The organism is Streptomyces sp. 8K308, from assembly GCF_004348315.1.
Taxonomy (GTDB): Bacteria; Actinomycetota; Actinomycetes; order Streptomycetales; family Streptomycetaceae; genus Streptomyces.
Genome location: NZ_SMKC01000047.1, coordinates 18,741 through 33,949, shown reverse-complemented (window position 1 = coordinate 33,949; position 15,209 = coordinate 18,741). Strand labels below are relative to the sequence as shown.

Annotated in this window: 11 protein-coding genes; 7 read left to right on the top strand and 4 right to left on the bottom strand. The window is 73.7% G+C overall.

Going from position 1 to position 15,209, the window contains the following annotated elements:
* Positions 1-28: 28 nt before the first annotated feature.
* The 4 genes from E1265_RS10145 to E1265_RS10130 form a co-directional block, all read right to left on the bottom strand.
* Positions 29-2,416, bottom strand: a complete 2,388-nt coding sequence (locus E1265_RS10145) for a DUF3488 and transglutaminase-like domain-containing protein (RefSeq protein WP_243740662.1) — start codon at positions 2,414-2,416, stop codon at positions 29-31.
* Positions 2,417-2,459: 43 nt separating this feature from the next.
* Positions 2,460-3,770 carry a DUF58 domain-containing protein gene (locus E1265_RS10140; RefSeq protein WP_132929926.1) on the bottom strand — a complete coding sequence of 437 codons (1,311 nt, stop codon included), beginning with the start codon at positions 3,768-3,770 and terminating at the stop codon, positions 2,460-2,462.
* Positions 3,770-4,762 (bottom strand): MoxR family ATPase, encoded by a 993-nt coding sequence (locus E1265_RS10135; RefSeq protein WP_132929925.1) that lies wholly within the window; start codon positions 4,760-4,762, stop codon positions 3,770-3,772. Before E1265_RS10135 ends, E1265_RS10140 begins: the two co-directional genes overlap by 1 nt.
* Positions 4,763-4,900: 138 nt before the next feature.
* On the bottom strand, positions 4,901-5,416 hold the full coding sequence (locus E1265_RS10130) for a carbonic anhydrase (RefSeq protein WP_132929924.1): 516 nt from the start codon (positions 5,414-5,416) through the stop codon (positions 4,901-4,903).
* A 229-nt stretch (positions 5,417-5,645) separates the two neighbouring features.
* Here E1265_RS10130 and rsmH point away from each other — a divergent pair, with 229 nt between their 5' ends.
* The 7 genes from rsmH to murD all read left to right on the top strand — a co-directional run bounded on the left by rsmH (position 5,646) and on the right by murD (position 15,130).
* Positions 5,646-6,623 (top strand): 16S rRNA (cytosine(1402)-N(4))-methyltransferase RsmH, encoded by a 978-nt coding sequence (gene rsmH, locus E1265_RS10125; RefSeq protein ID WP_132929923.1) that lies wholly within the window; start codon positions 5,646-5,648, stop codon positions 6,621-6,623.
* 1 nt (position 6,624) lies between these two features.
* Positions 6,625-7,542: a septum formation initiator family protein gene (locus E1265_RS40650; RefSeq protein ID WP_132929922.1), complete on the top strand. Its 918-nt coding sequence runs from the start codon at positions 6,625-6,627 to the stop codon at positions 7,540-7,542.
* Complete coding sequence (locus E1265_RS10115; RefSeq protein ID WP_243740661.1) at positions 7,539-9,422, top strand: penicillin-binding protein 2; 1,884 nt, start codon at positions 7,539-7,541, stop codon at positions 9,420-9,422. The genes E1265_RS40650 and E1265_RS10115 overlap by 4 nt, the downstream gene beginning before the upstream one ends.
* Positions 9,423-9,583: 161 nt before the next feature.
* Positions 9,584-11,209, top strand: a complete 1,626-nt coding sequence (locus E1265_RS10110) for a UDP-N-acetylmuramoyl-L-alanyl-D-glutamate--2,6-diaminopimelate ligase (protein WP_243740660.1) — start codon at positions 9,584-9,586, stop codon at positions 11,207-11,209.
* The gene (murF, locus tag E1265_RS10105) at positions 11,206-12,636 is read left to right on the top strand and encodes a UDP-N-acetylmuramoyl-tripeptide--D-alanyl-D-alanine ligase (protein WP_132929920.1); all 1,431 of its coding nucleotides are present in this window, start codon (positions 11,206-11,208) and stop codon (positions 12,634-12,636) included. Before E1265_RS10110 ends, murF begins: the two co-directional genes overlap by 4 nt.
* Positions 12,633-13,697, top strand: a complete 1,065-nt coding sequence (gene mraY, locus E1265_RS10100; RefSeq protein WP_132929919.1) for a phospho-N-acetylmuramoyl-pentapeptide-transferase — start codon at positions 12,633-12,635, stop codon at positions 13,695-13,697. Before murF ends, mraY begins: the two co-directional genes overlap by 4 nt.
* Positions 13,694-15,130, top strand: coding sequence for a UDP-N-acetylmuramoyl-L-alanine--D-glutamate ligase (gene murD, locus E1265_RS10095; protein ID WP_243740659.1), 1,437 nt, complete (start codon positions 13,694-13,696; stop codon positions 15,128-15,130). Before mraY ends, murD begins: the two co-directional genes overlap by 4 nt.
* The last annotated feature ends 79 nt before the right edge of the window (positions 15,131-15,209 follow it).

The following is a 15,209-nucleotide window of genomic DNA, read 5'->3' as shown; positions in this document are numbered from 1 at the left end:
GACTCGGCGCGAAGCGCCGGAGAGCCGGCTAGGCCGCCGGGTGGCGGCGGCGCAGCCGCGCCGGTAGCGCCGCCGCCACCCGGCGGGCCGCGTCGGCCCGCCAGGCCGTCACCCCCCGCATCACCCGAATGGCGGAACGCGGCGCGAGGACCGCCCGCAGCCGGGCCCACCGCCTCGCCGTGCCCCGCAGGCCCGCCACGACTGCCCGGACGTCCTCGGCCAGCGGCACCGCGACGGGTCCCGCCCCCGGCGCGTAGAGCGCCCGCTCCACCGCGTCCGCCACCCGGTGGATCGCCGCTGCCGGCTCCGCCGGCAGCTCGGCCACCCGGACGATCCGGTCCGCCGCCTGTCGCGGCGTCTCGGACGGCAGCGGCGTGATGCCGAAGTCCCACGCGGAGTCCAGGAGTTCCCGCCACGCCGGCAGCGCGCCGTCACCGCCGAGTCGGCGTGTCCGCAGCCGCGAGCGCCACAGCGGCGGCACCGCCACGAGCAGCACCAGCAGCAGCCCGCCGCCGCCCCAGACGATCGGCCAGACCGGCAGCCCGGCTTCCCTACGGTCGCTCTCCGGCGTCTCCTCCCGGTCCTGGCAGCCGGCCGCGTTCGCGTCCCGCTGGCAGAGGTCGGTGGGCGTCGGCTGCTGGGACGGCTCGGGCTCGGTCGGCGACGTCTGCTCCGGCTGCTCCTCGGGCCGCTCCTCGCTCGGCTGGGACGGCTCGGGACGGGTGTACGCGGGGGCGCTGCCCTGGCCGGGGGTCGGCTCGAACCGCACCCAGCCCACGCTCTGGAAGTACAGCTCGGGCCAGGCGTGGGCGTTGTGCACCCCCACCTCGTAGGAGCCGCCGGGCTGCCGCGTGCCAGGGGTGAAGCCGACGGCCACCTGGCTCGGGATCCCGAGCGTGCGCGCCATCGCGGCCATGGTGAAGGCGAAGTGGACGCAGAACCCCTCCCTCTGCTGAAGGAAGTTCGCGATGGCCTGGGTGCCGTTGCCCGAGGCCACGGTCGTGTCGTAGCGGAACCCGCCGTCCTGGGTGAACCAGTCCTGGAGGGCCATGGCACGCTCGAAGTCGTTGGCCGCGCCCGAGGTGACGTCCAGCGCCGTCAGCGCGACCTGCTCCGGCAGGTTCTCCGGCACCCGGGTGTAGTAGTCGACCAGCTCCCGGGAGGCCGCCGGCGCCGCGGCCAGCTGGTCGGCGGTCGGCTCCACCAGCAGGTGCTCGATCTCGTAGCCGGCGCCCGCACTGGTGCGGCCGTTCTGGTTGGTCACCAGCGTCTGCGTGCCGCGGTCGAACAGCCAGTTGCCCTCGACGGTGACGAAGGTCGCCGGGTAGGGCACGGGCAGCGACTCCTGCGCGTAGTAGTCGGCGACCTGGATCGTCGTGGTGACCGGGGTGGTGGCCACCTCGTCGGAGAGCCCGGGGACCCGCCACGGGGGGGTCGGCGTGTCGCTCTCGTACCAGCGCGAGGACCGCCACTCCTCCCCGGTGAACTGGTCGAGCGCGATCAGCCGCAGGTACATCTCGGACTGCTCGGCGCTCGTCGTGCGGTACGTCAGGACCGTCCGGTCCTGCTGCTGGTTCAGCTGGTCCTGGAGCGCCACCACCGGGTTGACCGAGACGACGTCCCCGGGACCGCCGCGCCCGCCCCGGCCGCTGCCGTCCAGGTCGAGCAGACCCTCGCCGAGCGACGGCAGCGCCGCCGGCGCGAGCACCGCGATGCCCAGCGTCACGGCGCCGATCCGGCGGCCGGCGCGCGCCCGGGGGCCGGCCGCCAGCGCGTGGTCGTTGGGCGCCATCCCGTGGCCCGGGCCGTGCCCCGCGAAGAACCGGCCCCACCTGGTGAGCCGGTCCCGGCCCTCGGCGAGCAGCAGCACCAGGTAGCCGGCGGCCGCGAGCAGGAAGTACGGCCAACCGGGACCGTCCTGGGCCACGCCGGCGGCCACCGAGTAGAGGGCGAGCAGCGGCAGCCCAGCCGAGGCGGCGCTGCGCGTCGTCACGGCCAGCACGTCGACCAGCAGCCCGATCAGCAGCACCCCGCCGAACACCATCATCCGGATGCCGTCGGTGGCGGGGGCCGGAGCCACGTAGCGGCCGATGTCCTCGGCGCCCGCCCGCAGGAGCACCCCGAACCGCTCGAAGGTGGACGGCCCTGGCAGCACCCCGCCCACCGCGTACGTCGGGGCCGTGACGAGCGTCAGCAGCATCAACGAGACCGCGGCCTGCGCTCCGACCGTCACCGCCGGATGCAGCCCGCGCCAGCGCAGCACCATGCCCACGCAGGTTTGCGCGGCCAGCAGGATCGCCGCCTGGACCATCCAGTCCGAGCCGTCGATCAGCGGCAGCAGCGCCCCGGCCGCCGCCACCGTCGCCAGCCAGGCGGCGCAGGCGATCCGAATCCTGCCGTCTATCAGCCCATTCATCCGACCGGCTCCCCGCTCGTCCTCCGGCTCAGCCGCCGCCCGCTCATCGCGCCCCCGTGCCGCGCGCCGCCAACTCGAGCGCCGCCCGCTGCCAGGCCTGTCCGAGCGGCACGCCGGGCAGCAGCGGCAGCGCCGACCAGCCGGCCAGCGCGACGTTCCGCAGCCGCTCGTCCTCCACCTGGGGCGGCAGCTGACCCGCCGCCACGAAGCCGACCGCGCCCGTGGCGCGCTGCCGCAGCCCCTCGAGGACCGCGGTCTCCTCCGCGCCCACCGAGCCGAGGAAGCCGAGCAGCAGCCCGCAGTCGGCGGCCCGCAGCGCCGCCCTGGCTTCGGCGAGTGAGGTGCCGGCCGAGTGGCCGATCACCGCGAGCGTCTCCATGATCAACGCGGTCAGCTCCGCGGTGTCGCCCGCCTGGCTCTCGGGTCCTGGCACCAGCAGCCCGGTGTCGGTCACGAGCCGCACCTCGTAGCCCTGGGCCACCAGGTGCAACACGGCGGAGGCGGCGCCCGACACCGCGCGCTCGAACGCCGAGTCGGGCCCCGAGGAGATGTAGCCGCCGCGCCGGGTGTCGAGCAGTACGGTGCAGCGCGCCTTGAGCGGCTTCTCCTCGCGGCGGACCATCAGCGAGCCGCGGTGCGCCGTCGAGCGCCAGTGCACGCGCCGCAGGTCGTCGCCGTGCCGGTAGTCGCGCGGGATGATGTCGTCGTCCCCGGCCACGGCGAGGGCGCGCTGCCGGCCCTCGCCGTGCCCGTTGGCGTCGCCGCCGAGCCGCACCGGCGGCAGCGGCTCGATCCTGGGCAGTACCGTCATCACGTCGAAGGTGGTGAACGACCTGTTGAGCTCCACCATCCCGAACGGGTCGGCGAGCCGCAGCTGGAGCGGCCCGAGCGGGTACCTGCCGCGCTGCTCCGAGCGGATCCGGTAGGTCACCTCGCGCCGGCCGCCGGGCTCGATCCGGTCCAGCATGAACCGGGGCCGGGGCCCGAGCACGTACGGCACCCGGTCCTGGAGCAGCAGCAGCCCGCTGGGGATCCGCGCCACGTTGTCCACCCTGAGGTGCACCCGGGCCTCGCCGCCGGCCGCGACCCGGGCCGGCGCGAGGCTCCGTGTCGCCGTCACCCGGCTGCGCGTGCCGTGCAGCACCAGCACGCACAGCAGCGGCAGCGCGGCCAGCAGCACGCCGACCCGCAGCAGGTCGGGCTGGCCGAGCACGTAGGCGCACACGCCGGCGGCGCCGCCCGCCGCGAGGAACGACCTGCCCCTGGTGGTCAGCCCGCTGAACGCGGCCCTCAGCGGCCCCCGGTCGCCCTCACCCGCACCCTCGCCCGTCCCGGCGAGATGGGGCAGGGCCATCAGTAGCCCCGCTGCGGCTTGGCGGCATACGGGTCGGGCACCGGCGTCCTGCGGATGATGTCCGCGACGAACTGCTCGGTGCTGTGGCGGTTCAACTGGGCCTGCGCGGTGGGCAGCAGCCGGTGGGCGAGCACCGGCACGGCGAGCCGCTGGATGTCGTCGGGCAGCACGAAGCTCCGGCCGGCGAGCGCCGCCGCCGCCTTGGCGGCCCGCAGCAGGTGCAGGGTGGCCCGGGGCGAGGCGCCGAGCCGCAGCTCAGGGTGGGTTCTGGTGGCGGCCGTCAGGTCCACCGCGTACCGCCGCACCGGGTCGGCCACGTGCACCTCGCGCACCGCCTCGACGAGCCGCAGCACGTCGTGCGCGTGCGCCGCCGGCCGCAGCGCGTCGAGCGGCGAGGCCCCGCCGTGCGAGGCCAGCATCCGCATCTCGGCCTCGGGCGACGGGTAGCCCATCGAGACCCGGGCCATGAACCGGTCGCGCTGCGCCTCGGGCAGCGGGTAGGTGCCCTCCATCTCGACCGGGTTCTGCGTCGCGATCACCATGAACGGGCTCGGCAGCTCGTAGGTCCGCCCGTCCGCGGTGACCTGACGCTCCTCCATAGACTCGAGCAGCGCCGACTGGGTCTTCGGCGACGCGCGGTTGATCTCGTCGCCGATGACGATCTGCGCGAACACCGCGCCCGGCTTGAACTCGAACTCGCTGCGCTGCTGGTCGTAGACGCTGACGCCGGTGATGTCGGTGGGCAGCAGATCTGGCGTGAACTGGATGCGCTGCACGGAACAGTCGATCGACTTCGCCAGCGCCTTCGCCAGCATGGTCTTGCCGACTCCCGGGACGTCCTCGAGGAGCAGGTGTCCACCGGCCAGCAGCACCGTCAGCGAGAGCCGCACGACCTCCGGCTTGCCCTCGATCACGCTCTCCACGGCGCGGCGCACCTGCTCCGCCGTGGCGCTCAGATCGGTGAGCTTGGTCTGCTCCTCATAGGTCGTCACCCGGCCCTCCTCGGCCCTTCTCGCTCACTCCAGGGCCCGGCTCGAAGCGCGACCCGGACCGTACCGATTACCCGGACATCGGATCCGCACCGGGTGGTTTCCTCCGCCCAGCATTCTTCACACTACGGCGCTCGCTCGTCATCTCGCCGCCTCGCTGGCCGGATCCACCTCCCTCAGCAGACCTGTCGTCACATCGAAGACGAAGCCGCGTACGTCATCAGTGTGCGGGAGGAAAGGCGAGGTACGCACGCGCGCCATGGACTGGCGCACGTCCTGGTCCAGATCGGTGAACGCCTCAACGGCCCAACTGGGCCGCTGCCCGACCTCGTGCTCCAACTCGTGCCTGAAGTCCTCGGTGAGGGTCAGCAGCCCGCAGCCGGTGTGGTGGATGAGCACCACGGAGCGGGTGCCGAGTTTGCGCTGACTGATGGTCAGCGAACGGATGATGTCGTCGGTGACCACGCCGCCCGCGTTGCGGATGGTGTGGCAGTCGCCCAGGCGGAGGCCGAGGGCGGCGTGCAGGTCGAGCCGCGCGTCCATGCAGGCGACGATCGCCACCCTGCGCACGGGCCTGGCGTCCATCCCTGGGTCGGTGAACTGCTCGGCGTATCGGTGGTTGGCGTTGACCAGCTCGTCTGTGACCGTATGAGGCATATCTGGGACGTTAATACGAGTACTGGGAGGTCGTCTCCCCCAGAGAGGTGACGCGGCTCACAGGCCCGGTCCGAAACGCGGCGCCCGATCAACCTCAGTGATTGACCGCGGAAACAGGTGGGCTAGTGTGACGCGCACTGGGAGGCGTGTGCACGATCCCGCAAGCCGCCGTCTTCGCCCGTCACCCCTCTCTTTCTCCACCGCCCTCGGAAGCTCTCTCGGAAGGCGCATGACGACCAGCAACGACCGGCCGCCGGAGGCCCGGCACCGCCCCGTCATGCTCCGGCGCTGCCTCGACCTGCTCGACCCGGCGCTGCGCGACCGTCCCGGCGCCGTCGCGGTGGACTGCACTCTCGGCCTCGGCGGCCACAGCGAGGCGCTGCTCGACGCCTTCCCCGACATCCGGCTCGTCGCCCTCGACCGCGACCCGGCGGCGCTGGAGCTGGCCGGTGAGCGGCTCGCCCGGTTCGGCGACCGGGCCACGCTGGTCCACGCGGTCTACGACGAACTCCCCGACGTGCTGGCCCGTCTCAGCATCCCCCGGGTGGCCGGCGTCCTGTTCGACCTCGGCGTTTCCTCGATGCAGCTGGACGAGGCCGACCGCGGCTTCGCCTACGCGCAGGACGCGCCGCTCGACATGCGGATGGACCAGGGCACCGGGCCGAGCGCCGCCGACGTCCTCAACAGCTACCCGCCAGGCGAGCTCGTCCGGGTGCTGCGGGTCTACGGCGAGGAGCGGTTCGCCCGCCGGATCGTCGACGCGGTGGTGCGCGAGCGCGCCCGCGCCCCCATCACCGGCAGCGCCCAACTGGTCGCGCTCATCCGCCAGGCCCTGCCGCAGGCCGCCATGCGCACCGGCGGCAACCCGGCCAAGCGCACCTTCCAGGCGCTGCGCATCGAGGTCAACGGCGAGCTCGCCGTCCTGGAACGTGCCCTGCCGGCGGCCGTCGCGGCGCTGTCCGTGGGCGGCCGGATCGCGGTGCTCTCCTACCACTCGCTCGAGGACCGGCTGGTCAAGCGGGTGCTGGCGGAGGGCTCCGAGAGCACCGCGCCGCCGGGGCTGCCGGTGATCCCCGAGCAGTACCAGCCCCGCCTTCGGCTGCTGACCCGCGGCGCCGAGCAGCCGGACGAGGCGGAGCTCGCCGAGAACAAGCGTGCCGCGCCGGCCCGGCTGCGTGCGGCGGAACGGATCAGGGAGGCGACCTGAGATGAGTCAGCGGCAGCGTCTTGTCCGGCTGGCCGGCCTCGTCCCCAGGGGCTCGTCGACGGCCGCCAGAACCCCGTTCGTCCTCCTGGTGGTGCTGCTGCTCGGCTCGGGCATGCTCGGCCTGCTCTTCCTCAACGCCTCGCTCAACGAGGGCTCCTTCGAGCTGAGCGAGCTGCGGCGCGAGACGCAGGAGCTGACGGACCAGCAGCAGGAGCTGCAGGCCGAGGTGGACGGCTACTCGGCCCCCGACGCGCTCGCCGAGCGCGCCCGCGAGCTCGGCATGGTCCCCGACGGCCCACCCGTCTTCCTCGGCCCCGACGGCACCCTGCTCGGCGACGTCGCCCCGCGCGGGGAGGACACGGAGGGCGCGTCGGGCACGCCGCCGGCCCCCCACGGCGGAACCGGCCCCGAGGCGGCCGGCCCCTCGGCCGATGACACCGAGGACCCGGCCGAACCGCCCTCGTCGACTCCCCCCGGCACGATCGTCGACGACTCGCCGCCGCCCGCGTCCGGCGCCGAAGGCGCCGCGTCACCGACCCCGACCGGCGACGCCGCCGCCGGCGCCGCCCTCGGCCTGACCGCCCTGGCGCTGCCGCGCGCGGCTCGCCGCCGGGCGGCGCACCGGCGCCACACGAGTCACGCGGCCCGCGGGGTACGGGCCGGACGCGGTGGTCGGTCCTTGGCCGATGTGGTGTCGGCTGCCAGCGGCGCTGCCGCGCTCGGCGTGACCGCCCTGGCGCTGCCGCGTGTGGCGCGTTCGGTTGGTCCTGACCTGACGGGTGCGGCCATGCCGCCGACACCGTGCCGCGGCTGCCTCGCCGGCGGCGAGCCGGGCGCGGCCCCGCCGCTGGCGCCGCGCCGCAGGCGCCCCGCCTCGGTCGGGCAGATCACCGTTACCGACGGAGGGACGTGGTCGTGAGCAGCAGTCACACCAGCCGCGGCGGTCGTGGCGGCGGCAAGTCCGCCAGGGTCCGGCGGGATCCAGGTTCGTTGCGGTTGGGGAATCCGCGGCCCAGGCTGCGGTTCGTCGGGATCGGCCTCACCCTGGTGATGCTGGTCTTCGGCGGCCGGCTTGTGCAGGTGCAGGCCATGGGCGCCGCCTCCTACGCGGAGGAGGCCGCCCGCAACCGCATCGTCACCGTGCCGCTCGCCGCCGAGCGCGGCGACATCACCGACCGCAACGGCAACGCGCTGGCCACCACCGTCGACGCCTACGACATCACCGCTGACCCCTCGATGTTCACCGAGGAGGCCACCGGCGTCCCCGACGCCCCGGCGCAGGCCGCCGCCCTCCTCGCGCCCATCCTCGACCGCGACGAGGCCGAGCTCACCGACCTGCTCGACGACCCGGACGAGAAGTACGCGCTGCTCGCCCGCCAGCGCACCCCCCAGGTCTGGACCCAGATCCGCGACCTGCGCGGCAACCTGGCCGAGCAGGCCAACAAGGGCACCGGCGACCAGGTGCTGAACGGGATCTTCGCCGAGGAGAATCCCAAGCGCGTCTACCCCAACGGCGACCTCGCCGCCGCCGTGCTCGGCTTCGTCAACAGCGAGGGCACGGGCGGCGGCGGCCTTGAGGCCCAGCTCGACACCCAGCTGGCCGGCGAGGCCGGCAGCATCACCTACGCCCAGTCCGGCGGCCGTCGCGTGCCCACCGCGGGCGGCAGCGAGGACCCGGCTGTGCCAGGCACCGACATGGAGCTCACCCTCGACCGCGACATCCAGTGGGCCGCCCAGCAGGCCATCGCCGCGCAGGTCGAGGAGTCCGACGCGACCAGCGGCTACGTCGTCGTCCAGGACACCGAGACCGGCGAGCTCCTCGCCCTGGCCAGCGCCCCCGGCTACGACCCCAACGACATCGGCTCGGTCGACGCCGGCCAGCTGCGCAACCCGGCCCTCGAGGACGCCTACGAGCCGGGCTCCACCAGCAAGGTCATCACCATGGCCGCGGTCCTCGAGGAGGGCGCGGCCACACCGTCCACCAACGTCGTGGTGCCCAACCGGCTGCCCCGGGCCGACCGCAACTTCGGCGACAACATCGAACACCCCACCTGGTACCTGACCCTTGCCGGGGTGCTCGCCAAGTCGAGCAACATCGGCACCATTCTGGCCGCCGAGCAGCTCGGCGACGACCAGCCGGAGGCCAACGAGATCCTCTACCGCTACCTCACCGCGTTCGGCTTTGGCCGGCCCACCGGGCTCGGCTTCCCCGGCGAGACCCCCGGCATCGTGGCCGACCCGGAGAACTGGGACGCCTCCCAGCAGTACACGATCCCGTTCGGCCAGGGCCTCTCCGTCAACGCCGTCCAGGCCGCCTCCGTCTACTCGACCATCGCCAACGGCGGCGAGCGCGTCGCCCCGAGCCTGGTGCGCGGCACCACCGGCCCCGACGGCGACTACGAGGCCGCCCCTGAGCCCGAACGCAGCCGGGTGGTCAGCGAGGACACGGCGGGCCAGCTCACGCAGATGCTGGAGACCGTCGTGGCCTCCGAGGAGGGCACCGGGCACGCCGCCCGCATCCCCGGCTACCGGGTGGCGGGCAAGACCGGCACCTCCAACCGGGTGGACCCGGAGACCGGTCGCTACAACGGCTACACCTCCTCGTTCGCCGGCTTCGCGCCGGCCGACGACCCGCGCGTCACCGTCTACTGCGCCGTCCAGAACCCCACGTCCGGCCCCTACACCGGCAGCGAGGTCTGCGGCCCCGTGTTCAACGAGGTCATGCGGTTCACCCTGTCGGCCCTCAGGGTGCCTCCCACCGGCGAGGAGTTCGACGGCCTCCCGGTCACCTTCGACTGAGTTCGACCGAAGGGGAACGACCAGCCGACTGACCTGCCGGAAGACCGCCGCGACGCCCTCATGATCCCCCCGACCGAGTGGAGCACAGCTACGTGAGAACCATCACCGACGGGTCCACCTCGTTTAGCTCGACCCCCACCCCGGCGGGTACGCTCACCGCCGTGCCTCTCGCTGATCACACTCTCGCTGCACCGCGCCCGGCACACGCCAGGCCAGTGTCCCTGGCGGAGCTGGCCGGGCTGCTCGGCATCGAGACACCCGCGCCGGCCGGCGGCGGGACCGGGGCCGCGCCCGCCGTGGTCACCGGCATCACGCACGACTCGCGCGCCGTTCGCCCCGGGGACCTCTACGTGGCACTCGGCGGCGCCCGCTTCCACGGGGCCGACTTCGTCTCCCAGGCCACCAGCAACGGCGCCGTGGCCGTGCTCACCGACCCGGCTGGCACCAAGCGCGCCGCCGCCACGGGCCTGCCGGTGCTCACCGTGCCGGAGCCGCGCGCCCGGATGGGCGCCCTGGCCGTCGCCGTCTACGACGACCCGGGCCGCGACCTGCTCCAGATCGGCACCACCGGCACCTCGGGAAAGACCACCACCACCTACCTGATCGAGGGCGGGCTGCGCGCCGCGTTCGGCAGGGGAGGGGCCGCGGACGGCGCCACCACGGGCCTGATCGGCACCGTCGAGACCCGCATCGGCGACGAGGCCCTGAAGTCGACCCACACCACCCCGGAGGCCACCGACCTGCAGGCCCTGTTCGCCGTGATGCGCGAGCGCGGCGTCGGCTCGGTCGCCATGGAGGTGTCGAGCCACGCCCTGGTGATGGGCCGGGTCGACGGCTGCGTCTTCGACGTCGCCGTGTTCACCAACCTCAGCCCGGAGCACCTCGACTTCCACCAGGACATGGAGGACTACTTCCGGAGCAAGGCGCAGCTGTTCACGGCGGCGCGCGCCAAGGTCGGAGTGGTCAACCTCGACGACGAGTACGGCCGCCGGCTCGCCGCCGAGGCGCGGATCCCCGTCACCACCTACTCAGCCGAGGGCCACCCGGACGCCGACTGGCGCGCCGAAGGCGTCGCGGTCGGCCCGCTCGGCTCCACCTTCACCGTCATCGGCCCCGAGGGCCAGCGGGTGAGCGCCGCCGCGCCGCTGCCCGGCCCCTTCAATGTGGCCAACGCCCTGGCCGCCATCACGGCGCTCGCCGTCGCCGGCGCCGACCCCCAGACTGCCGCCGACGGCGTCGCCACCGTGCCCGGCGTGCCGGGACGCCTGGAGCGGGTGGACGCCGGCCAGCCCTACCTGGCCGTGGTCGACTACGCCCACAAGCCGGACGCCGTCGAGTCCGTGCTGCACGCCCTGCGCAAGGTGACCGAGGGCCGGCTGCACGCCGTGCTCGGCTGCGGCGGCGACCGCGACCCGCACAAGCGGCCGAAGATGGGCGCCGCGCTCGCCAGGCTCGCCGACACGGCCGTGCTCACCTCGGACAACCCGCGCTCCGAGGACCCGCTCGCCATCCTGGCCGCCATGCTGGCCGGCGCCGCCGAGGTACCGGCTCACGAGCGCGGCACCGTCCTGGTGGAGGAGGACAGGGCGGCCGCCATCGCCGCCGCCGTGGCCCGCGCCGAGGCGGGCGACGTCGTCCTGGTGGCCGGCAAGGGGCACGAGCGCGGCCAGGACATCGCCGGAGTCATCCGGCCCTTCGACGATCGAACGGAGCTGCGCGCCGCCATCGAGCGCCGCTGCTCGCACTCCCACCCAAGCCCCAACGCCAGGCGAGGCCCGTTGCAGTGATCCCCCTTTCTGTTGCCGAGCTCACCCACGTCGTGCGGGGAGAACCGCATGACATACCGGAGTCGCCACCCCTCATCACCGGTCCCGTGGTCATCGACTCCCGGCTGGTCGAGCCAGGCTCCCTCTTCGCCGCCCTCCCGGGCGAGCGCGTCGATGGCCACGACTTCGCCGCCGCGGCCGTCGCCGCGGGCGCGGCCGTCGTGCTCGCCAGCCGGCCGGTCGGCGTGCCCGCGGTCGTCGTCGACGACGTGGTCACCGCGCTCAGCGAGCTCGCGAGACACACCGTCCGCGCGCTCGACCCCACCGTCGTCGCCCTCACCGGCTCGGCCGGCAAGACCAGTACCAAGGACCTGATCGCACAGGTGCTGGAGCGTGTCGGCCCCACCGTGTTCACGCCGGGCTCGTTCAACAACGAGATCGGCCTGCCGCTCACCGCGCTGCGCACCGAGCGGACCACCCGCTATCTGGTGCTCGAGATGGGCGCCAGAGGCATCGGACACATCCGCCACCTCACCGAGCTGACCCCACCCCGCGTCGGCCTGGTGCTCAACGTCGGCACCGCGCACATCGGCGAGTTCGGCGGGCGCGAGGCCATCGCACAGGCAAAGGGTGAGCTGGTCGAGGCGCTGCCGCCGGCCGCCGAGGGCGGCGTGGCCATCCTGAACGCCGACGACCCGCTGGTCCGCGCCATGGCCGCGCGCACCCGCGCCAGGACCGTGTTCTTCGGCGAATCCGAGGACGCCACGATCCGCGCCGAGCACATCCGCCTGACCCCCCAGGGCAGGCCGAGCTTCCGCCTGACCACCCCCACCGGGTACGCCGACGTGACCATGCGGTTGTACGGTGAGCACCATGTGTCGAACGCGCTTGCCGCTGCGGCTGTTGCGCATGAGGTAGGCATGTCCGCGGAGGCGATCGCTGAAACACTCGCCGCCGCGGGCCCGCTCTCGAAGTGGCGGATGGAGGTCACCGAGCGAGCGGACGGCGTGACGATCGTCAACGACGCCTACAACGCGAACCCCGACTCCATGCGCGCGGCGCTGCGCGCACTCGCCGCCATGGGCGAGACCGCCAAGGCGGACGGGGGGCGCACCTGGGCGGTGCTCGGCCCCATGGCCGAGCTCGGGGACGAGACGTTCGCCGAGCACGACGCTGTCGGACGGTTGGCCGTCCGACTCAACGTCAACAAGCTCGTGTCCGTGGGCGGTCAGGAGGCGGCCTGGATGGACATGGGCGCCAAGAACGAGGGTTCGTGGGGTGAGGAGTCGGTGCACGTGTCCGACGCTCGGGCGGCGGTCGAGCTGCTGCGCGGTGAGCTGCGGCCGGGAGATGTGGTGCTGGTGAAGGCGTCCAGGTCGGTGGGCCTGGAGCAGGTCGCCGACGCGCTGCTGGCGGGCGACGCCGATGGTGAGGTCGCCGCCCGATGAGGCAGATCCTCTTCTCCGGCGCGATCGGACTCTTCCTCACGCTGGTCGGCACCCCGCTGCTGATCAAGCTGCTGGCCCGCAGGGGATACGGCCAGTACATCCGCGACGACGGCCCGCGCGACCACCACAGCAAGCGCGGCACCCCGACCATGGGCGGCATCGCGTTCATCCTCGCCACCCTGATCGCCTACGCGGTCACCAAGGTCATCACCAGCGAGGAGCCCAGCATCACGGCCCTCCTGGTGCTCTTCCTGTTCGCCGGGATGGGCCTGGTCGGCTTCCTCGACGACTACATCAAGATCGTCCGGCGGCGCAGCCTGGGCCTGCGGGCCGGCGCCAAGATGCTCGGCCAGTTCATCGTGGGCGTGGTGTTCGCGATCCTCTCGCTGAACTTCGCCGACTCCCGTGACCTGACCCCGGCCTCCACGCACCTGTCGTTCACCCAGGACTTCGGCTGGTCCATCGGGCCCGTGCTGTTCGTGCTGTGGGCGCTGTTCATGGTGCTCGCCATGTCGAACGGCGTGAACCTCACCGACGGCCTCGACGGCCTGGCCACCGGCGCCGCGGTGATGGTCTTCGGCGCCTACGTCTTCATCGGCGTCTGGCAGTACGGCCAGTCCTGCGCCAACGTCCTGACCGCCGGGGCCAGCTGCTACGAGGTGCGCGACCCGCTGGACACCGCGGTGGTCGCCGCCGCCCTGATGGGGGCGCTCTTCGGCTTCCTGTGGTGGAACACGTCCCCGGCCAAGATCTTCATGGGCGACACCGGTTCGCTGGCCATCGGCGGCGCGCTGGCCGGCCTGGGCATCGTCTCCCGCACCGAGCTGCTGCTCGCCCTCCTCGGCGGCCTGTTCGTGCTGATCACCATGTCCGTGGTGATCCAGGTCGGTTCCTTCCGACTCACCGGCCGCCGGGTCTTCAAGATGGCGCCGCTCCAGCACCACTTCGAGCTCAAGGGCTGGAGCGAGGTGCTGGTCGTGGTCAGGTTCTGGATCATCCAGGGGATGTGCGTGATCGTCGGTATCGGCATCTTCTACGGCGGGTGGGTGGCTGGCTGGTGAGCGCCATCACCGGGCGATCGGGCTTCGACGGCCGCAGGATCACCGTCGCCGGCCTGGGCGTGAGCGGCGTCAGCGCCGCCCGCGCCCTGGCCGGGCTCGGCGCCGAGGTCACGGTCGTCGACGGCGGCGAAGGGGAGCGGCAGCGGGCCACCGCGGCCGAGCTCGCCGCCGCCGGCGTCGAGACCCGGCTCGGCGACGGCGCCACCCTGCCCAAGGGCACGGAGCTCGTCGTCACCTCGCCGGGCTGGCGGCCCGACAGCCCGCTGTTCGCGGCTGCCGCGGCGGCCGGCGTCGAGGTCGTGGGCGACGTGGAGATCGCCTGGCGGCTGCGGGGCGAGCGGGCGGCCCCCTGGCTCGCGGTCACCGGCACCAACGGCAAGACCACCACGGTGCGCATGCTCGCCGCCATCCTCAAGGCGGCGGGCCTCCGCGCGGCGGCCGTGGGCAACATCGGCGACCCGATCATCGACGCGGTGCTCGCCGACCCGCCCTACGACGTGCTCGCGGTCGAGCTGTCCAGCTACCAGCTGCACTGGGCCCCCTCGGCGCGCCCGCACTCCGGCGCGGTGCTCAACCTGGCCCCCGACCACCTGGACTGGCACGGCTCGATGGCCGCCTACGCCGCCGACAAGGGCCGCGTCTACGAGGGCAACGAGGTCGCCTGCGTCTACAACGCGGCCGACCCGGCTACCGAGGCGCTGGTCCGCGAGGCCGACGTGGTCGAGGGCTGCCGGGCGGTCGGCTTCACGCTCGGCACCCCCGGGCTCTCCCAACTCGGCGTGGTGGACGGCATCCTGGCCGACCGGGCCTTCGTGCCCGACCGCCGCGAGCGGGCCCAGGAGCTGGCCGAGGTCACCGACGTCGACCCGCCGGCCCCGCACAACATCGCCAACGCGCTGGCCGCCGCGGCGCTCGCCCGCGCGTACGGCGTGGAGCCGCGCGCCGTCCGGGACGGCCTGCGCGCTTTCCGGCCCGACCCGCACCGCGTCCAGCGGGTCGCCGAGGTCGGCGGCGTGCTGTACGTCGACGACTCCAAGGCCACCAACCCGCACGCCACGGCGGCCTCGCTGGCGGCCTACGAACCGATCGTCTGGATCGCCGGCGGCCTCGCCAAGGGCGCCACCTTCGACGAACTCGTCGCGGGCGCGGCGGGGCGGCTGCGCGGCGTGGTGTTGATCGGCGCCGATCGCGGCCTGATCGCCGAGGCGTTGGCGCGACACGCGCCGGATGTGCCGGTCGTGGACCTCGACCGGACGGACACTGGGGCGATGGCGGCGGCGGTCCACGAAGCGACCCGGCTGGCCCGTCCCGGAGACACCGTCCTGATGGCACCGGCCTGCGCCTCGATGGATATGTTCACCAACTACAACGAACGCGGCGACGTCTTCGCCGCCGCCGTCCACGCCCTGGCCGCCGGCCAGGGCGAGCAGTAGCCGGCGGCCCGCGCACGGGCCCGCTGGCGCGGGGCCGGAGGAGGGGCCGAGGATGAGGGCTGACGACCGGGTGGCTGCC